The sequence below is a fragment of the Crenalkalicoccus roseus genome (assembly GCF_004761865.1).
GTDB classification, from domain to species: Bacteria; Pseudomonadota; Alphaproteobacteria; order Acetobacterales; family Acetobacteraceae; genus Crenalkalicoccus; species Crenalkalicoccus roseus.
Window position 1 is genome coordinate 36,898 of the sequence record NZ_SJDM01000009.1, and the last position, 18,985, is coordinate 55,882.

The 18,985-nt window shown below is 73.5% G+C and carries 11 protein-coding genes; 7 read left to right on the top strand and 4 right to left on the bottom strand.

Annotation, left to right across the window (positions count from 1 at the left end):
- Positions 1 to 22: 22 nt before the first annotated feature.
- Positions 23 to 691 (bottom strand): PEP-CTERM sorting domain-containing protein, encoded by a 669-nt coding sequence (locus tag ET526_RS21965; protein WP_135467460.1) that lies wholly within the window; start codon positions 689 to 691, stop codon positions 23 to 25.
- 195 nt (positions 692 to 886) lie between these two features.
- Positions 887 to 1,564, bottom strand: coding sequence for a PEP-CTERM sorting domain-containing protein (locus tag ET526_RS21970; protein ID WP_240048331.1), 678 nt, complete (start codon positions 1,562 to 1,564; stop codon positions 887 to 889).
- 284 nt (positions 1,565 to 1,848) lie between these two features.
- Between ET526_RS21970 and ET526_RS09515 the strand changes: the two genes are divergently transcribed.
- The 5 genes from ET526_RS09515 (at position 1,849) to ET526_RS09535 (ending at position 10,160) form a co-directional block, all read left to right on the top strand.
- Positions 1,849 to 3,048 carry a VanZ family protein gene (locus tag ET526_RS09515; RefSeq protein WP_158295544.1) on the top strand — a complete coding sequence of 400 codons (1,200 nt, stop codon included), beginning with the start codon at positions 1,849 to 1,851 and terminating at the stop codon, positions 3,046 to 3,048.
- Positions 3,045 to 4,139, top strand: coding sequence for a glycosyltransferase family 2 protein (locus tag ET526_RS09520; RefSeq protein WP_135467462.1), 1,095 nt, complete (start codon positions 3,045 to 3,047; stop codon positions 4,137 to 4,139). The genes ET526_RS09515 and ET526_RS09520 overlap by 4 nt, the downstream gene beginning before the upstream one ends.
- A gap of 224 nt (positions 4,140 to 4,363) precedes the next feature.
- Positions 4,364 to 4,591, top strand: coding sequence for a hypothetical protein (locus ET526_RS09525; RefSeq protein WP_135467463.1), 228 nt, complete (start codon positions 4,364 to 4,366; stop codon positions 4,589 to 4,591).
- 157 nt (positions 4,592 to 4,748) lie between these two features.
- Positions 4,749 to 8,144: a calcium-binding protein gene (locus tag ET526_RS22375; protein WP_135467464.1), complete on the top strand. Its 3,396-nt coding sequence runs from the start codon at positions 4,749 to 4,751 to the stop codon at positions 8,142 to 8,144.
- 99 nt (positions 8,145 to 8,243) lie between these two features.
- Positions 8,244 to 10,160, top strand: a complete 1,917-nt coding sequence (locus ET526_RS09535) for a DEAD/DEAH box helicase (protein WP_135467465.1) — start codon at positions 8,244 to 8,246, stop codon at positions 10,158 to 10,160.
- Between the two features lie 40 nt (positions 10,161 to 10,200).
- Here ET526_RS09535 and ET526_RS09540 read toward each other — a convergent pair whose 3' ends face one another.
- A complete protein-coding gene (locus tag ET526_RS09540) occupies positions 10,201 to 12,654 on the bottom strand; it encodes a glycoside hydrolase family 65 protein (RefSeq protein WP_135467466.1) in 2,454 nt (817 codons plus the stop codon).
- A 91-nt stretch (positions 12,655 to 12,745) separates the two neighbouring features.
- Between ET526_RS09540 and ET526_RS09545 the strand changes: the two genes are divergently transcribed.
- Together ET526_RS09545 and ET526_RS09550 are read left to right on the top strand one after the other, a co-directional pair.
- Positions 12,746 to 14,410 (top strand): hypothetical protein, encoded by a 1,665-nt coding sequence (locus ET526_RS09545; RefSeq protein WP_135467467.1) that lies wholly within the window; start codon positions 12,746 to 12,748, stop codon positions 14,408 to 14,410.
- Positions 14,411 to 14,468: 58 nt separating this feature from the next.
- Complete coding sequence (locus ET526_RS09550) at positions 14,469 to 17,273, top strand: phosphoenolpyruvate carboxylase (RefSeq protein ID WP_135467513.1); 2,805 nt, start codon at positions 14,469 to 14,471, stop codon at positions 17,271 to 17,273.
- An 18-nt stretch (positions 17,274 to 17,291) separates the two neighbouring features.
- Here ET526_RS09550 and ET526_RS09555 read toward each other — a convergent pair whose 3' ends face one another.
- On the bottom strand, positions 17,292 to 18,932 hold the full coding sequence (locus ET526_RS09555) for a flavin-containing monooxygenase (protein ID WP_135467468.1): 1,641 nt from the start codon (positions 18,930 to 18,932) through the stop codon (positions 17,292 to 17,294).
- Positions 18,933 to 18,985 lie beyond the last annotated feature (53 nt).

Consider the following 18,985-nt stretch of genomic DNA (forward strand, 5'->3'; position numbering starts at 1 on the left):
ATGCGCCGGCATCCTTATCCGTTCAGGTCTGGCCCGTCCGGCGGCGGCGCGCCAAGCCGAGGCCGAGCAGGCCGGCGCCGAGGAGAGCCAGCGAGGCGGGCTCGGGCACCGGCACGCCGACCACGGCGCCGAGCAGCGTCATGTGCGACAAGCCCGGCGTCTGGCCGCCATTGTTGAGGAAGGTGATGGTGAAGGTACCGGTGCCGCTGTAGGGGCCGTCGGTCAGCAGCACGTTCTGGAACAGGTAGCCGGCGTCGTCGGCGTTGCCGCCCTTCAGGTAGACGCCGAAATCCACGATGATCGGCAGGTTGAGCGGGGCCGGCCCGTTGGTGTCCGTCCAGGTCACCGTCCAGGCGCCGGAGGTGGCGTTGATCGCGGCGTCCACCGTGAAGGCAATGCCGCCCAGGGTGCTGCCCGAGGTGAGGGCGCCGTCATCCTTCGCCAGATAGACGAAGCTGGTTCCGAATTCGGCGTTGAAGGCGGCGGTTTCCGCGGCCGGATTGCTGGGGCCGGGGCCGGCGTTCAGCCCATTCGCGCAGGCGGAGGGCGTGTAGAGGGTGCCGTCGATCGTCAGCGTGACGTCGCCGGTGGAGCATGGCGCGGCTTCCGCCGTCTTCGCGAGCCATGCGGGGATGGCCACGGCGACCGCCGCGGCGAGGATCACGGTCCGGACCTGGCCCAGTTCGAGCATGTCGCCTCCTTTCCTGCGGCGGCGAGAGGGCCGCGCAGGGAGAAGGAAGCAAGCATCGTGCCAAGATTTGGCGCTGTCCTAAGGCCTTGACAATGCGGCGCAGGCCGCCAGGAAAGCGCATTCTTGGGAATGTTATGAGCCGGTCGTAAAGAATTGCGACACGGCGCCGCCAGAAGGGCAGCGCCGCCCGGCCGCTCAGCCCCGCCGCCGGCGGCGATAGGCGAAGCCGAGCCCGGCCAGCCCCGCCCCGAGCAGCGCCAGCGTCGCCGGTTCCGGTACCGGTACGGTGAGCGGGGTCCCGACCAGGAACAGGCTGCCGCCGTTGAGGTCGTTCGGCAGCGACTGCACGCGGATGCCGGCATGCCCGATCAGCCCGGCGATGTCGGTCGCCTCGCTGAGGCCGGTGACACCGTTCAGATAGTAGATGTCGGCCTGGCCGGCGCCGATGCCGGGCGGGTTGAAGTTGTTGGCGTTGCCTTCGGTGACGCCGAAGGTGAAGGCGCCCTTGCCGATGGGGCTGTTGGCCGGGTTGGGAATCGCGTTCAGGTTGGCGAGCCTGACCCAGTTCAGCCCGTCCTGGTCGAAGCCGAAGGCCCCGGGCGCAGGGTTGGAGACGGTGAGGTTCTGATGGGCGGGGCCGAGGGCGAAGGCGAAGCCGGTCACCTGGAAGCCGTTCGCCCCGGCCGGGCTGGCCGCGTCGAAGCGCACCGACAGGCTGCCCGGACCGGCCTGGGCCACCGTCATGGTGCCGAAATTGTAGTGGGTCGTTCCCACGCTGTAGAGGAATTCGTACTGGACGGGCCCCGCCATGGCGGCACCGCTGCCGAGCAGCAGGCCGAGGGCGGCGACGGTGCCGAGGAGATGATGGCGCATGTCTCGTTTCCCAGAAGCCGACGTGGAATTACAGCCAGAGGCATACAAGCAATACGTGTGCCAATCGTTATGACACTGATTTCCGGCGTGTCCCCGCCTTCACATTCCTGCGGTGTAAGGAAATCCGACAGCTCCACCCCCGCGGCCCCGGCGCCCGATCCGTGGGGGCAGGGCAGCGGCCCAGCCATCCGCCGAGGAAGGGGAGCGCGCTCCGCCGGGGTGGATCACGCCATGGGCAGGGGCAGGAGGCGCGTGGACCCGCCCCCGGCGCCGCGCGCCGGAGCGTGAGGCCCCCGCCCCAAGGCTTCGGGGCCGCGCCGCTGCTGGCGATCCTCCTCGCCGGGATCGCCTATGCCTCGCTCTACCCCTTCCGCTTCGCCCCCCTTCCGGCCGGGACGGAACTCGCCGAGGCGCTGCGCGCCGCCTGGAACCGGCCGCCGGGCGGACGCGGCGACCTGCTCGCCAACCTGCTGCTCTACCTGCCGCTCGGCTTCCTCCTCGCCGCCCTGATGGCGGGTCGGGGCGTGGCGGCGCGGCTCGGCCTGGCCGTGCTCGGCGCCGCGCTGCTCTCCGGCGCGATGGAGGCGGCCCAGCTCTTCCTGCCCCAGCGCACCAGCAGCGTCTGGGACCTTGCGTGCAACGCCGCCGGGGCGCTGGCGGGGGCCGCGGCCGCCCTCCTGCTCGGCCGCGAACTCCCGCGCCTGCCCGGCGAGCTGCGGCGGGGGCTGGCGGCGGAGCCCTTCGCGGCGCTGCTGGTGCTGGCCTGGCTCGGCTGGCGGCTCTACCCCTACGTGCCGGTCCTCGATCTGCAGGCCTGGCGGGACAGCCTGAAGCCCCTGCTGCTGGCCCCGGCGGTCGAACCCTTCCGCACCGCCCGGCTGGCCGTGTTCTGGCTCGCCGCCGCGCATCTCGCCGAGGCGGTGGCCGGCCGACGCCTCGGCCGCTGGCTGGTGCCGGCGCTCCTGCTCGGCACCCCCGCCGCTGCCATCCCCCTCGCCGGGCGGGTCCTCACCCTGGCCGAACTGGTCGCGGCCGGGCTGGCGCTGCCGGCCTGGGCCCTGCTGCGTCACAGGCCCGGGGCGATGCCGCTCCTCGCGGCGCTGATGCTCGCGGCGGTGGTCGCCAGTCGGCTCGAGCCCTTCGCCTTCGAGGCGGCGGCGAAGCCCTTCGGCTGGGTGCCGCTGCGCGGCCTGCTGCAGGGCACGCGGGAGGCCGGGCTGCCGGCCATGCTGCAGAAGGTCTTCCTCTATGGCGGCCTGCTCTGGCTGCTGGTGCGGGCCGGGCTCTCCCTGCCCGCCGCGGCCGCGGCGGGCGGCCTCGCGCTGCTGGCGGCGAGCCTCGCCGCGCGGCATCTTCCCGGCCGGTCGGCGGAGATCACCGATGCGCTGCTGCTGCTGCTCCTCGCGGTCGTCTTCGGCCTGCTCCGGCCGCGCGCGGGGGGCGCCGGCATGAGACCCTCCGCCGGGGACGGAGGGCAGGCATGAGCGCCGCGCCGCGCGTCAGCGTGCTGATGACGACGCACAACGGCGCCCCGCTTCTCGGCGAGGCCCTCGACAGCGTCCTGGCGCAGCGCTTCCGCGACTTCGAGCTGGTGGTGGTGGACGACGCCTCGACCGACGGCGCCACGCCCGCCCTGCTCGATGCCTATGCCGCGCGCGACGCGCGGCTGCGGGTGCTGCGGCCGCCGCGCAACCTCGGCGTGGTGGAGGCGCGCAATTTCGGCTTCGCCGCCTGCCGCGGCGCCTATGTCGCGGCGCATGACCATGACGACCTCAGCCACCCCGACCGGCTGGGAGCGCAGGTGGCGCATCTCGACGCGCATCCGGAGGTGGTGCTGCTGGGCACCGGGGCGGTGCTGGCCAGGGAGGGGCGCAGCCGGCCCACCGACTACCACGCCGCGGGCACGCCGCTCATGCTGCGCTGGACGCTGCACGTGGACAATCCGCTCACCTGGTCGTCGGTGATGTTCCGCGCCGAGGCGGTGCGCCGGCTCGGCGTCTTTCTGCGGCCGGAATACGAATATGCGGACGATTACGACCTCTATCACCGCCTGCTGGCGGTGGGGGAGATCGCGCGTCTCGACGCGATGCTGACCACCTATCGCTGGCATGCGCGCAACACCACGCACAGCCGCGGCGATGCGCTGTTCGGGAATGCGGTGCGCGTGCTCGCCGGCGCCTACCGCCCCTGGCTGGGCGCGGCGGCGGAGGCGGCGGCGGCCCTCGTCATCCGCCACCTGTCCGGGCGCGAGCCGGTGCGCGACCTGGCGACGCTGGAGCGGCTCGGCGAGGTGGTGGAGCGCGTGCTGGAGGGGTTCTGCGCGGCGCATGCCCTTCCGCCCGCCGGGCGCACGATGGTGGAGGCGCAGGCCGCGTGCCTCTGGTGGCGCCTCGCGCGTGGCGCGGCGCGCGCGGGCCTGCCGGCCGCGCTGCGGCGGCACCGCGCCCGGCCGGCGCTCTGCCGCGCCTGGCGGCCGCCGGTTGGGGATGTGCTGGCCTCGTCGCTGATCGGCGCCCTGCGGCGGCACCGTGCGACGCGGCCGCTGGTGGAGGCGCTGCGCTGGCGCGGCCCCTGACCGACACCGTGTTGGGCAGGGTGATGTCGGGCCGCTTTACAGCCCCTGCGGCTCAGGTGAGGGTCTTTGCGCAAGGCGTTGAAACGCAAAGCTCCTCTTGCGTGGCGTGACATTTGCATACATGGATAACCGCGTTGGTGCCAGCGCCCGCCCGGCACTGGCACCGGCGCCTTGATGGCTATCATGGCCAGCAGAGGCACAAGGCAAAGCGTCGCTTGAGTTCCATGGTCCGTCGCAGCCGGCGACTGCCCGCCACCATCCTTGCCGCAGCCCACCGGGCCTGCGACAGCGGCGAACTCGACATCGCCGCCAAGCTGCTGCGCCTTGGCGAGGAGGTCATCGCATCCGAGGCCGATTTCCGGTGGCGACGGCACGACATGTGGGCGCTGATCGCGGCCCATGAGCGGCTCTGGTACCTGCGCCACAAGGATCTGACCTTCAGCGACCAGTAGCCTCCCCGCGGCGCCGCTCCGGGACCGCGCAGGGGAGACGTTCCGCACCCTTCCTGACGCCCTTAGAGAAAATCGCGAATTCATAACAAAATCCTACAAGGGCGGAGTTCCGGCGGGCCTAGCATGTCGGGAGTATCAACCATGGATTGAAATAATCATGAGTATAACAACCAATAATCCATATGGGCCGGACCAGATCGCCAGCATCACCCTGCAGAATGCGGGCAAGGCCTCGCTCGCCGCCGGCATCGCCACCATGGGCCAGGTCTTCGCGCCGGGAGAGCTGCCGCCGGGAAGCGGGCTGCAGGCCTGGATCGGCGGCAAGGTCGTGCCCGTGCAGCTCGATGTGCGGACGACCCATCCCGACGGCTCCGTCAAGATGGCCGTGCTCTCCCTCGCCCGTCCGGCGCTGGCGGCGGGCGAGGCGGTGGAGGTGGCGCTGACGCGCGCCGACGTGCCGGTCGCAGCCGCCGGGGGCCCGGCCGCGCTCGACCTCGCCGCGGCGACCGAAGGGCGCTCCTTCACCGTGGATCTTGCCATCGCCGGACGGGCGCCGATGCACCTCGACGTGCTGGAGGCGCTGCGGGACGCGCTGGCGGAGGGCACCGCCTCCTTCTGGCAGCAGGGCGCGCTGGCGACCCAGGCGCGGGTCGAGATCCTGATCCCCGACAGTTCCATGCGCCTGCTATTCGACGTCACCGCCTTCCAGGGCGGCGGCCTCAAGGTGGAGGCGCAGTTCAACAACGACCGCGCGATGGAGACCACGGGCGGCCGGCTGGACTACGAGGTCGTGGTCCGCATGGACGGGCAGGAGGTGGCGCGGGAAGCCCTCAGCCAGGCGCAGTACCAGAACTGGCACCGCACCTTCTCGGCCACCGACCGCGACGGCGGCCAGGGCCTTGGCAGTCCCGAGGCCGGATGGCTGAACATCCGCCACGACGTCGCCAAGCTCGGCCAGCTCGGCGTGGTCGCCGATTACGACCTGACGCTGACGATTCCGGAAAGCAGGCTCGCGGAATTCCTGGCGCGAACCGGACAGGAGGGCTGGGGCGAGCCCTTCGCCGCCAATGGCGTGACGCGTTACATGCCGACCGCGGGCGGGCGCGAGGATCTCGGCATCGTCACCGCGCCGAACACCGCCTGGCTGATCTCCCAGGATCCGCGCGCGGCCAAGCTGGCGCTGATGCAGGCCGACGCGGCGAGCGGCATTCCCTGGCACTTCTGGGACCAGGCGAACGGCACCTGGCTCAACACCGACAATTATCCGAGGCTGTGGGTGGACGGGCGCGGCGGCACCGGCAGGCCGGGCGACCCAACCTCGGGCGGGCTGACGCAGCAGCGGGAAAGCCACTCCGCCACCGGCTGGTTCCCCGAGCGGGCGCATCAGCCGGAACTCTCCTTCGTACCCTACGTGATGACCGGGGAACGGTGGATCCTCGACAACCTGCTGTCCCAGGCCGCCTTCTCGGTGATGGATGTCTGGCCTGTTCCGCGCGAGTTCGACAGCATCATCGTCAACCGCCTCGAACTGCGCGCCAGTGCCTGGTGTCTGCGCCAGATTGAGAACGCGCTTTGGGCGGCCGAGGAGGGCACGCCGGAGCACGCCTGGCTGCAGCGCGTCTCGGACGCCAATTGGAAGTGGCTGGTGTCCAAGATTCCCGCCTGGACCGAGCAGCAGGGCGAGTCCCATGGCTGGATCCCGGCGCATACCGATCCGAAGACCGGCCGGATCGAGTTCCAGGACCACACCTCGCCCTGGCTTCAGGACTACTTCGCCTCCACCGTGATCTCGGCGGCCTCGCGCGGCAATGAGGATGCGCTCACCTTCCTGAACTGGCAGAAGAACTTCCTGATCGGCCGCTTCCAGAACGCCGAGAACGGCTTCAACCCGCGCGACGGCGTGGCCTTCACCATCGCGGTCGGCGACAAGGCGACGGGGCAGATCTACACCAGCTGGGCCGAGATCGGCGCGGGCACGATCGCCACGGGGCGCTCCAACGGCGATGGCTGGTGGGCCAGCAACGGCGAGTATGGCCGGATCGGCATGGCGACGCTCGCCGGCATCTGGCACCTGACCGGCGATGCGGCGGCGCTCGAGGCCTACAAGGCGCTCGCCGCGCTCAACCCGCCCAATACCGGCGAGGCTTCCTTCGCCTCGAACCCCAACTACGCCGTCACCATCCCGGGCATCTACGGGGGATCGAGCGGCGATAGCGCGACAGCCCCGCCGGCTGCGCCGCCTGCCTCCACCCCACCGCCCCCGCCCATCCTCGGCACGCCGGGCGATGACGTCGTCACCCTCAGCGCCCCGGTCAGTGGGTTGAGCGTCGATCTCGGCGCGGGAAGGGATACGCTGATCCTCCCCCAGAAGGGGCCGAACAGCGTCACCGTCTCCAATGTCGAGACCATCCAGGGCGGCAATGGCGACGACACGGTGGTCCTGGCCACGCGGATGACGAACGGCGTGGTGGATCTGCGCGGCGGCAAGGACAGGCTGGTGCTCGCCGATGGTGGCAACAGCGTTACCGTCAGCAATGTCGAGACGATCCAGGGCGGAAGCGGCAACGACGTCGTCCGGCTGGACGCGCCGATCCTCGGCGCCGTCATCGATCTCGGCGCGGGCAACGACCGGCTGGTCCTCGCCTCGGGCGGCCCGAACAGCGTCACCGTCTCCAACGTCGAGACCATCCAGGGCGGCAATGGCGACGACACGGTGGTGCTGAAGACACCGATGCAGGGCGGCGTCGTCCGGCTCGCCGGGGGCAGGGACAAGCTGGTCCTCGCCGATGGCGGCAACACCGTCTCCGTCGGCGGCGTCGAGACCATCCAGGGCGGCTTCGGCGCCGACGACGTCACCCTCCTCACCCTGGCGAACAACGTCGTCGTCGATCTCGGCCTCGGCCAGGATCGTCTGACCCTCGCCTCGGGCGGCGCCAACCGCATCACCGTCTCCAATGTCGAGACCATCCTCGGCGGCGACGGCAACGACACGGTGTTCCTGGCCAGCCGGGCCTCGGGCGCCTTCGTGGACCTCGGCGGCGGCAACGACCGGCTGGTGCTCTCCGACCACGCCAATGTGGTGTTCGTCAGCAATGTCGAACTCGTGCGGGGCGGCGCCGGCAACGACACCATGATCGTCAGCGGCTTCACCGGCGCGCGCCTGGAGGGCGGCGGGGGCAACGACACGCTGGTGGGCGGCGTTGGCAACGACACGCTGGTGGGCGGGCCGGGCAGCGACGTGCTGATCGGCGGCCTGGGCGCGGACCGCTTCGTCTACACCGCGGTCAGCGACAGCACGCCCCAGGAGATGGACCTGATCATGGATTTCACGCCCGGCACCGACCGGCTGGTCTTCTCGGGCCTGCTCAAGGGGAAATTCGCCTTCCGTGGCGAGGGCGGCTTCACCGCGAGCGGCAATTCCGAGGCGCGCGTGGTCAATGACGGGTGGCATCTCCACCTGGACGTGGACGGCGACGGCGTGGTCGACATGGCGATCGCCTTCGGCGGCTCCGCCGCGCCCAAGCTCTCCGCGAGCGACTTCGCCTGGAGCTGAGGCGCGGCGCGGTCGCGGCGCCACGTCCGGGCACATCGCCGCGACCGCGGGCGGGCCGCGGATTCACCCCGCGGCGCTTTGGTGCTTTCCTGCGGGCCCGTGTCCCGCCCGCTCCGGACCCACCAGCGCCAGCTCGCCGGCATCGTCCAGGCCATCGCCTCGGGCGAGGCGGCGGGGCTGCGCGACATCCTCGCCGCCGTCACGCCGGGCGGGGGCAAGTCGCTGCTGCCGGTGATCGCCGCGGCGCGGCTGGTCGCGGCCGGGATCGTGGACCGGGTGTGCTGGATCGTGCCGCGCGACAGCCTGCGCCTGCAGGCCGAGGAGGCCTTCGCCGATCCCGCCTGGCGCGCCGCGCTCGGCCACGCGCTCTCGGTGCGCGCGGCGGCGAACGAGCCCGATCCCTGCCGCGGCCTCGCCGGCTACGTCACCACCTATCAGGGCGTCGCCGCGGCGCCGGAGCTGCACCTCGCCGAGTTCCGCCGGCACCGCTACCTGCTCGTGGTGGACGAGGTGCACCACCTTCCCGCCCTGGCGGATGCGGAGCCCTCCGGCCCCGGCCCCGCCCCCGGCGCGGAGGACGAGGCCTCCTGGTCGCGCGCCATCCTGCCGCTGCTGGAATGCGCGCGCATCCGCCTGCTGCTCTCCGGCACGCTGGAGCGCGCCGACGGGCGCGGCATCCTGTGGCTGCCCTACCGGCAGGGGGTGAGGACGCGCACGCGCGAGGTGGACCTGAACGCGCCGGGCTGGGCGGTGGTCGGCTACAGCCGCGCCCAGGCCCTGGCCGAGCGCGCGCTGCTGCCGGTCACCTTCGGCGCGCTCGACGGCGAGGCGCGCTGGCTGGACGAGGAGCGCCGTGCCATCGGCCCGCACCGCCTGTCCGAGGCCTACGAGACGGCGCGACCGGCGCTGTTCACCGCGCTGCGCACCGGCTTTGCCGACGCGCTGCTGGACGAGGCGCTCGGCGCGACGCGGCGGCTGCGCGCGGAGCGGCGGCGGCGCCTCGGCCTGGCGCCGGGGGGGATGGCGCCGGGACTCGGCAAGCTGCTCGTCGTCGCGCCCGACCAGGCCTGCGCACGGCGCTACCTCGCGCATCTCCGCGCCCGCCTGCCCGCCGCCTCGCGCGAGGGGACGGCGCGGCTCGCCATCTCCGACGAGCGCGACTGCCACGAGGCGCTGGCGGCGTTCCGTCTGCGCCCCGAGCCCTCCATCCTGGTGACGGTGGCGATGGCCTATGAGGGCATGGACGCGCCCGAGGTGGCGGTCGTCTGCGCCGCCACCATGATCCGATCCCGCCCCTGGCTCGAGCAGATGATCGCGCGCGCAACCCGCGTCGATCCGCATGCCGGTCCCTGGGAGGCGCAGCGGGCGCTGGTCTACCACCCCGATGACCCGCTGTTCCGCGACGTGCGGCGCCGCCTCGAGACCGAGCAGGGCACCCTCGCGCGCGCGCGCCGCCCGGCGCCGCAGGGCAGGCTGCCCCTCGATCCGCGGGCAGACGAGGATGAGGCGGGGGCCGCCATCGTGCCGCTCGCCTCGAACGCCCTGGCGCTCCGCTTCGACACGCTGGCGCCGGGGCCGGATTTCGCGCTGCGCCGGCCGCAGCCGGCGGCGCAGGGCGCGCCGGCCGAGGTGCCCTCGCTGCGGGAGCGGCGCCTGCGCCAGCGCATCGGCGAGATGGTGGCGGCGCAGGTGGTGGAGGATGAGGAGGCGATGCGCCTGCCGCGCGGCCAGGGCAACTACCACCGGCTGAACGCCGTGCTGAAGCGCGTCATGGGCGGCAGGTCGCGCGCCGAGATGACGCTCGCCGAACTCGAGGCGGCGATCGGCTGGCTCGAGCGCAACCGCCTCTGCGAGCATCTGCACCTCCTGCGCGATGATCCGCGCTACGCCTTTCGCGCCCGCCAGATCTCGGCCTGGGAGCGGCGGCGCCTCGCCGCGGCGGGAAAGGGGCCGCCCGCCCCCGAATGGCGCCCGCCCGTGGGGCGCCTGGCCACGCCCCGCCGCCGCCCGGGCTGAGGCGCCGCCCGCGGCACCCCGCGCGGGGAGCAGCGCCCCTTCAGGAGGGGTGCGTGCGATCCGTCGCGGACGATGCGCGCCCATCGAGGCGCATCGCCCCGCCGGGGGGCAGCACCTCCTCCCCGCCGCGATGCGCGACCGGCGCCGGCTGCCGGTTCCCCGCCTCCGCCTCGAGCCGCAGCTCCGCCCCCGTCCAGGCGAGGGCGAAGCCGCCGAAGCGGCAGCGGAAGCCGAGCCGCACCGGGCCGAGGCCGGGCGGGATCGCCGGCTGCAGCCGGATCGCGTCGGCCTGCACGCGCAGGCCGAGATAGTGGCGCTGCAGGACATCGAGCATCCCCGCCATGGTGCCGAGATGCAGCCCCTCGGCGGCCGCGGAGTGGGTCGCCGGATCGTCGCTCGGGTGCAGCGTCTCCTGGAAGAACGCCCAGGAGGCGGCCGGATCCAGCCGCGCCAGCGCACCCGCGCAGACTGCCTGCGACAGGCTGGAGGCGTGTGCCGTGCGCGCAAGGTCGTGCGCGACCGTGGCGCGGATCCGCTCCTCCGTCAGGGCATAGCCGAGCCGCGCCGCCATGGCGGAAAGCTCCTCCGGCCCGAGCAGGTAGAGCAGCATCATGGTGTCCGGCTGCTTGATCACCTGGTAGGCGTCCGCGGTCTCGCCGCGCGCCTCGAGCAGCCAGTCGATCCGCTTGCCGCGGTGGCGGCGCGAGAACTCCCCCGGGTCCATCTCCTCGAGACGCTCGAAGCCCGCGAATTGCGACAGGATGCCCTCGCCATAAAAGGCGAGCCGCATCCGGCGGCTGACGCGGTCCCAGAGGGCGAGTTCCTCCTCCCCGAGATCCAGCCGCCGCCGCAGCGCCGTCCGGCTTCGGGGCGGCAGCAGGTCGAGCGCCTCTAGGGCGCGGCACAGCGTCCAGGCCGCCATCACGTTGGTGTAGGCGTTGGTGTCCACCCCCGGCCGGTCGGCGCCGGGATAGGCGTTGTGGTACTCGTCCGGCCCCACGATGCCGCGGAGGTCGTAGCGGTCCTCGGCCGCGTCGTGCCGGGCCGCCGCGGCGAACAGGCGCGCGATCTCGAGCAGCATCTCGGCGCCGTGCTCCTCCAGGAAGGCGCCGTCGCCGGTGGCGGCCCAATGGTGCCAGATGTTGCACGCGATGGCGGCGCCGCTGTGCCACTGCAGATGCGTGTGGTCGCGCATGAGGCGCCCCGACAGCGGGTTGAGCTGCAGGCGCGGCGTCACCTCCCGCCCCGAGGCGGCGCTGCGCCAGGGGAAGAGCGCGCCGGGGAGCCCGTGCGCCCGCGCCTCCTGCCGCGCCGCGTCGAGGCGGCGGCGGCGGTACATCAGCAGCGCGCGCGCGAGTTCCGGGAAGCGCAGGTCAAGGAAGGGGAAGACGAACAGCTCGTCCCAGAAAATCTGGCCGTGATAGGCCTCCTGCCAGCCGCGCGCCGGGAAGCCGGCATCGAGCGCCGCCGAATGCGGCGAGACGGTCTGCAGCAGGTGGAAGCTGTGGTAGGCCGCCGCGTCGGACAGCTCCCGCGCCTCGGCCGAGACGCCGATCCGGTCGCGCAGCGGCCGCCAGGCCGCGACGTGCTCCTCCTCGAGCGCCGCGAAGCGGAGCGGGGCGGCGCGCAGCGCGGCGAGCGCCGCCGCGGCCGCCTCGCCCTCCGCCTCGGGATGGGCGGCGATCGCCGCCGTCTTCTCCACGGCGATCGTGCCGCCCCGCTCCAGGGCGCACCGGAAGCGGTCGGCGATCGAGGCCCCGCCCGTCGCGGCGGCGCCGCGGTCCCGCGGCGCGGCGCCCTCCAGCCGCGTGCGCAAGGCGACGGCCACCACGCCGCCGGTCCCGTGCAGACGGACCACCAGGAGCAGCGTCTCCTCGTCCGGCGCCTCGCGCCGCAGCACCTCGAAGCGGCGGCGCGAGAAGGGGCGGTAGCGCCCGATCCGGTCGTTGATCACGCCGCCATCCACGCCGGAGCGGATCTCGGCCTCTCCCGACCAGTCTTCGGCCGTGATCTCGAGCCGCAGCGCGGCGATCTCCGGCCGCGCCATGCTGACCAGCCGCCGCTCCCGCAGGCGGGTGCGGCGGCCGAGCCGGTCGCGGGCCAGCACCGCGCGGCAGGCGGTGTTCCGCCGCGCCTCCAGGGCGTGGCGGTATTCCAGCAGCTCGAAGGCCTCGAGGGAGAACCACTCCGTCTCCCCGCCGAAGCGCAGGTTGAGCGGCAGCCAGTTCGGCAGGTTGGCGAGGCTCTCGGTCTCGTCCCGCTCGCCCTCGACCAGGCTGACCACGCGCGCGTAGCAGCCCGCGCGGTAGGTGCCGGGATAATGGGTGCCGTCGGCGAAGGCCCAGGGCGCGCAGGCGCGCACGAACAGCACCCCGTTGCCGAGGGCGAGGAGGGATTCCCGGCTGACCTCCTCCTCCGGCTCGTAGCGGTCGAAGGAGATGTCGAGGCTCGGGTGCAGCACCATGGTCGGCGGGACCTCCGTGGGGACGGGCATCCCCCCGCAAGCGCGGCCGAGGGCGGCGGGGTTGCGCAGCAGATCGGCCGCTCCCGGGCATCCCCCGCCCCGGCGGGGCGTTCAGCCCCCCATGCGCGGGACGCCCGGAGACGCCGCGGAGCGGCAGGAGAAGGCGGCAGGCGCGGCGCCCGCGGGGCGCCGCCTGCTCGGCCGCGGGCGCTCGGGCGAGGTCTGGCTGAGCGAGGATCCCGCCGAAGGCTGGATCGCCACCAAGATCTTCTACGGCGACACGCTCAGCAACCTGGTCCACTACGTGCTGACCGGCGCCCCCAACCCCTACATCTGGAACGAGGACGCGGTCCGCTGCGCCTATGAGCGGCGGAAGATCCTGCACGCCCTGGTGCCGTTCTGGCTCGGCGGCCGGCTGGAGGTGGCGGATGCCACGCATGTGCGCTGGAACGAGGCGGCCAGGGCGTGGGAGCTCGGCACCCGCTTCGTGCCGGGCGCGCCGGTGCCGCTGCTCCACCCCTTCCGCCCGGAGGACGGGCGGCTCGAGTGGCTGCTGCGGGAGGTGATGCACCCGCTGCAGGAGCGCCTGGAGGAGAGCGGTTTCCTCGGCGCGGTCTGGCAGGCGGGCCGAGGCAATCCGGTCGCGCTCAACAACTACCTGCTGCTGCCGGACGAGCGCTTCGTCTTCATCGACGCGGAATCCGGCGTGCCGGCGCTGTTCCCGATGAACCCGCTGGCCCTGCTCGGCTTCTACCTGCCGCAGTCGCTGCGCCTCGGCCGCGCCCTGTTCGACGACGTGGACACCGAGCGCCTGTGCCGGTACCTGGAGGCAGAGGCACCGGCGCTGGAGCGCGCCCTCGGCGCCGCGGCGCTCGAGACGCTGCGCCGGCGCGCCGGGCGCCTCGCGCATCACCAGCGGCGCTGGAAGGGGCTGCGCCGGGCCGAGCGCGGCATCCTCTACCAGCTCGCGAAAGGGCGTCTCACGCCCGCGCAGGCCGAGCACTACAGGCGCCACCCGCTGCGCTGGCGGCTGCGCGAGGCGCGGCGCGCGGCGGTGAAGGCGGCGCGCCGCGCCGCCGCCCTGCCGGGCGCGGCCGCGCGGCTGTTCGCCCGCCTCGACCTTCCCGGACGCCTGCGCCAGCTCCGCCGCTTCGTCGCCTCGCAGGAATACCGCACGGAGATCGGCCGCGGCTATGTCGAGGGCCGCATCGCCCGCTGGGAGGAGCGCGGCCAGATCACCGGCGCCGAGGCCGCCAGGCTGCGTGCCGACCTCGCGCGCACCGAGGAGAGCAGCAGCTACATCACCGATTTCGGCGCCCATCTCGGGCTGAAGGCGAGCTTCCTCACGGTGGAGCTGCTGCTCCTCGGCATCCTCGCCCTGCTCGGCGTGCCGCTGGTGATCCTCGCCCTGATCGTGCTGCTGGACGGGCCGATCTACCGCTCGCTCTACACCGCCTGGCGCGCCCTGCAGGCGGCGCGGGCGCGCCAGCCCCTGCCCTGGGTGGCGTTCCTGGTCGGGCTGGTGCCCGAATTCGGCAGCATGGCCTTCCCCGCGCAGATGGTCTGGTCCGCGCGTGGCGAGCGCGACGACGTGGCGCGCTTCATCCTGTGCGACAGCTTCACGCGCCTCGGCAACAAGCTCCCGATCTGGGGCGGAGCCGACACGCTGGTCGAGCACCGCCTCAATCGGCTCGGCATGGCCATGGCGGGGGCCTCGGAGCGCTGGCGGCGCCGGCGGGCGGCGCGCCATGGCCCGGCCGCACCGCGGCCAGGCGACGGCGCCTGATACGGCCGGCGGCATGGGCCGCTTGCCCGCGGCGCGCGGCGCGCGCCACCCTGGCGCGATGACGGACGACACGCCCGACCCCTCGCCCGCCCAGGCGCTGGCCAGCGAGCTTCTGGCGCTGACCGGGCGCGCGCGGGAGCGGGCGCAGGAGGACCCCTTCGGCAGCCCGGTCCTCGCCACGGCGCTCGCCATCTCCCGCCGCCTCGAGGCCGGCGCGCTGACCGAGGCCGAGATCGCGACGCTGATCCGCCTGCTGCGCGACCAGGCCTTCGCCGACCGCGCGCGCCGCCTCGCCGCCTATGTGGGCGGCACCGATCCGGCCGCGGCCGAGGCCGCCTTCGCCACGCTCGCCGCCCGCCTGGCCCGCCCCGACCCCTCCGACAGCCCGGTGCCGCTCGCGCAGTACCGCGCCGCGGTGGAGCGGCCGCGCTTCGCCGCCGTCTTCACCGCCCACCCGACCTTCGCCCTGCCCGCCGAGGTCTATCGCGCCCTGGCCGAGGCCGCCTGCGGACGGGAGGAGGGGCGGTGCTTCGTCTCGCACCGGCCGGAGCGGCCGACGCTCGAGCAGGAATTCGCCCAGGCCCTCGCCGCCATCACCCATGGCCGCGACGCCCTCGACCGGCTGAACGGGGCGCTGCTCGACGCCGCCCGCGCGCACTGGCCGGACCGCTGGGCCGGGCTGGTGCCCGCTCCGGTCGTGCTGGCGAGCTGGGTGGGCTACGACACCGACGGGCGCGTGGACATCGGCTGGTGGGACACGCTGCGCCTCAGGCTGCGCATGAAGGCGGAGCAGCTCGCGCGCCTCGGCGGGCAGCTCGCCGGCCTCGCGCCGGCCGCGGCGCTGGCGCGGCGCCTCGACGAGGCCCGGGCGGCGGTGGAGGCGCAGATCGCCGCCTGCCCCGCCGGCCCGGACCCGGATGCCGTGGCCGCCTTCGCCCGGCTGCTGATCGGCCGGCGGGAGGAGGCGCTGGTGACGCCCGAGCCGCTGCTGCCGCTCTTCGCCGCGGCGATCGCGGCGGCGCCCGACGCGGCGGCGCGCCGCGCCCTGTGCGTCGCCCGCGCCGGGCTGCTCTCGCACGGCATGGGGCTCGCGCACACCCATGTGCGGCTCAACGCCGCGCAGCTCCACAACGCGGTGCGGCTGCGCCTCGGGCTCGAGGATCCGCCGGCGGACCCGTTCCGGCGCCGCGTGCTGCTCTCGGCGATCAACGCCGCGCTCCAGGAGGTGCGGACGGTGCCGGTGGATTTCGGCGCCCTCCTCGCCGAGCGCGCCTCCGCGGCGCGGCTGATGATGCTGGTGGCGCAGGTCACCAAGCACGTGGACGGGGCAAGCCCGATCCGCTTCCTGATCGCCGAGACCGAGAGCGGCTACACGCTGCTCGCCGCGCTCTGGCTCGCGCGGCTGTTCGGCGTCGAGCGCCATGTCGAGATCAGCCCGCTGTTCGAGACGCCGGAAGCGCTGGAGCAGGGCGCGCGCGTGCTCGAGGAGGCGCTGCGCAGCCCGCACTGGCGTGCCTATCTGCGCCAGACGGGACGGCTCGCGCTGCAGTTCGGCTATTCCGATTCCGGGCGCTATGTCGGCCAGCTCGCGGCGAGCTTCCTGATCGAGCGGCTGCGCCTGAAGGTGGCCGAGGCGCTGGCCCGGCACGGCCTTTCCGGCGTCGAGGTGGTGCTGTTCGACACCCATGGCGAGAGCATCGGCCGCGGCGGGCATCCGGGCTCGCTCGCCGACCGCCTCGGCTACCTCTCCCCGCCGGCGGCGCGGGAGGCCTTCGCCCGCGCCGGCCTGCGCATCCGCGAGGAGAGCGCCTTCCAGGGCGGCGACGGCTACCTGCTGTTCGGCACGCCCGAGCTCGCCGCAGCGAGCGTCGCGCGCATCGCCGAGCACGCCTTCGCCCCTCCGCCCGGCGCCGCCGACCGGATCTACGAGGAGGCCGACTTCGCCGCCGGCTTCTTCGCCTCGGTCGGCTTCGCCATGCGGGAGCTGGTGGAGGATGCGGGCTACGCCGCCCTGCTCGGCGCCTTCGGCCCGGCGCTGCTCGACCCGACCGGCTCGCGCCCGGCGGCGCGGCAGAGCGAGGCAGGGGCGGGGGCGGCGGCGATCCGCCACCCGCGGGAGCTGCGCGCGATCCCGAACAACGCGATCCTGCAGCAGCTCGGCTGGTGCGCCAACACGCTGCACGGCCTCGGCGCCGCCGCGGCGCGCCAGCCCGAGCCCTTCGCCGAGCTGGCGCAGGAGAGCCCGCGCTTCCGCCGCGCCCTCGACCTCGCCCGACACGGGCTCGCGCATTCCGACCTCGACGTGCTGCGCGCCGTGGTGGGTCTGCTCGATCCCGGGCCGTGGCTCGACCGCGCCGCCCACGCCGGACGGCCGGACCAGGCCCAGGCACTGGTCGCGGTGGCGCAGGCACTCGGGCGGCTCGGCCTGTGGGCGCCGGTGCAGGCCACCTTCCGGCGCCTGCAGGCGGACCACGTGGCGCTGCGCACCGCCTGGCCGGAGGCGCCGCGCATGGCGACGCGCGAGGTGCTGCTGCACGCCATCCGCATCGCGCTGATCCAGCGCCTGTGGCTGCTCGGCACCGGCATCCCGGACTTCTCGCCGCGCCACGGCGTCACCCGCCCGGCGCTCGAACTCCAGCTGCTGCGGCTCGAGGTGCCGGCGGCGCTCGAGCTTCTGGCCGAGATCTTCCCCGCCGCGCCCGACCCGGCCGCGGGCCGGGACTACGGCGAGCCGGCGGGGCCGGACGCCACCATCTCCTACGCGCGCGAGCACGCGGCGATCTTCGAGCCGATGCGCCGGCTGTTCGCGCTGGTGCGCGAGATCGGCACCGCCATCACCCACGAGATCGGCGCCCATGGCTGATGCCGGCGCCGCGGCGGCTCAGGCCAGTGTCAGCGCCCGGTAGCCCTCGGCCGCCACCGCGTCGCACCAGGCCCGGTAGGCCGGCGCGCTGCCGGCGTAGCGGGCGATGGTGCGGGTCTGCTTGCCCTCCACGTTCCTGTTCACGCCGGTCATCCAGGAATCCACCTCGAAGGTGAGCAGCCCCTCTGCGCAGGCCATGACATGCGCCATCCAGGCCGCCACCGCCTCCGGCCTGGCCTCGGCGAAGGTCAGGTGATGCTCGCGCATGTGGCGCAGCAGCGCCGTCACCCAGTCCACGTTGTATTCGATGCTGCGCGGGATGTTGCCGAGCGCGGTGTGCGGGCCGAGCAGCATGAACATGTTGGGGAAGCCGTCCACCAGCATCCCCGCCAGGGTCCGTGCCCCGCCCGCCCACTTCTCCTTCAGCGCCAGCCCGTCCCTGCCGCGGATGTCGATGCGGTCGAAGGCGCCGGTCAGGGCGTCGAAGCCGGTGGCGTAGATGATGATGTCGAATTCGTGCTCGGCCTCGCTGGTGCGGATGCCCGTGGGGGTGATCCGCTCGATCGGCGTCTCCCGGCAGTCCACCAGCAGGACGTTGGGCTGGTTGTACACCTCGTAGTAGTTGGTCTCGAGGGGGACGCGCTTGGTGCCGAAGCCGTGGCATTTCGGGATCAGCTTCTCCGCCACCGCCGGATCCTTCACCCGCTGGCGGATCTTGCGGGCGATGAACTCCGAGATCTCCCGGTTCGCCGCCCGGTCGGTCAGCATGTCGCGGAAATTCCCGACCCAGATGCCGAAGCCGGGCGAGGCGTAGAGCCTTTCCCAGAACGCCTCGCGCTCCTCGGGCGTCACCTCGAAGGTGCCGCGCGGGTCCGGGGTGTGCAGGAAGCAGGAGAAGGTCTCCTGGCAGCGACGGAAGATCTCGGGATAGCTCGCCTTGATCCGCCGCTGCTCCTCCTCGGTGATCGGGCGGTTGTGCAGCGGCGCGCACCAGTTGGGCGTGCGCTGGAACACGGTGAGGTGCCCGGCGGTCTTCGCCACCTCCTGGATGGTCTGCACCCCGGTCGCGCCGGTGCCGATCACCGCCACGCGCTTGCCGGCGAAGTCCACCGGCTCGCGCGGCCAGCGGGCGGTGTGCCAGGACTGTCCCCGGAAGCTCCCGATGCCCTCGATGCGCGGCCAGGTCGGCGCCGAGAGCACGCCGATGGCGGTGATCAGGAAGCGGCAGGCGTGGTGGCTGCCGTCCTCGAGCGTCACCGTCCAGCCGCGCGCCACCTCGTCGTACTGCGCGGCGGCGACGCGGCTGCGGAACCGGATGTCGCGGCGCAGGTCGTACTTGTCGGCGACGCGGTTCAGGTAGCGCAGGGTTTCGGGCTGGGGCGCGAAATGCTCCGACCAGCTCCATTCCTGCAGCAGCTCCGGATCGAAGGAGTAGCCGTAGGAATAGCTCTCGGAATCGAAGCGCGCGCCGGGATAGCGGTTCCAGTACCAGGTGCCGCCCACCCCCGTGCCCGCCTCGAACACCACCGCCCCGAGGCCGAGCTCGCGCAGGCGGATCAGCTGGTAGAGGCCCGACATGCCGGCGCCGATGACGATGGCGTCGTGATCGAAGCGCGGCCGAGGCGCGCCCGCCACCTGATCGGATGCCGCGAGGCTCATTCCCGTGCTCCCTCCCGCCGGCGCCGCAGGGCGGTGCGGCCGGGGCTGGCCAG

What these genes read in the sequence shown, in the direction of transcription:
- ET526_RS21965 (WP_135467460.1), bottom strand. Translation starts at nt 691, where the DNA reads ATGCTCGAACTGGGCCAGGTCCGGACCGTGATCCTCGCCGCGGCGGTC.
- ET526_RS21970 (WP_240048331.1), bottom strand. Translation starts at nt 1,564, where the DNA reads ATGCGCCATCATCTCCTCGGCACCGTCGCCGCCCTCGGCCTGCTGCTC.
- ET526_RS09520 (WP_135467462.1), top strand. Translation starts at nt 3,045, where the DNA reads ATGAGCGCCGCGCCGCGCGTCAGCGTGCTGATGACGACGCACAACGGC.
- ET526_RS09525 (WP_135467463.1), top strand. Translation starts at nt 4,364, where the DNA reads ATGGTCCGTCGCAGCCGGCGACTGCCCGCCACCATCCTTGCCGCAGCC.
- ET526_RS22375 (WP_135467464.1), top strand. Translation starts at nt 4,749, where the DNA reads ATGAGTATAACAACCAATAATCCATATGGGCCGGACCAGATCGCCAGC.
- ET526_RS09540 (WP_135467466.1), bottom strand. Translation starts at nt 12,654, where the DNA reads ATGCCCGTCCCCACGGAGGTCCCGCCGACCATGGTGCTGCACCCGAGC.
- ET526_RS09545 (WP_135467467.1), top strand. Translation starts at nt 12,746, where the DNA reads ATGCGCGGGACGCCCGGAGACGCCGCGGAGCGGCAGGAGAAGGCGGCA.
- ET526_RS09550 (WP_135467513.1), top strand. Translation starts at nt 14,469, where the DNA reads ATGACGGACGACACGCCCGACCCCTCGCCCGCCCAGGCGCTGGCCAGC.
- ET526_RS09555 (WP_135467468.1), bottom strand. Translation starts at nt 18,932, where the DNA reads ATGAGCCTCGCGGCATCCGATCAGGTGGCGGGCGCGCCTCGGCCGCGC.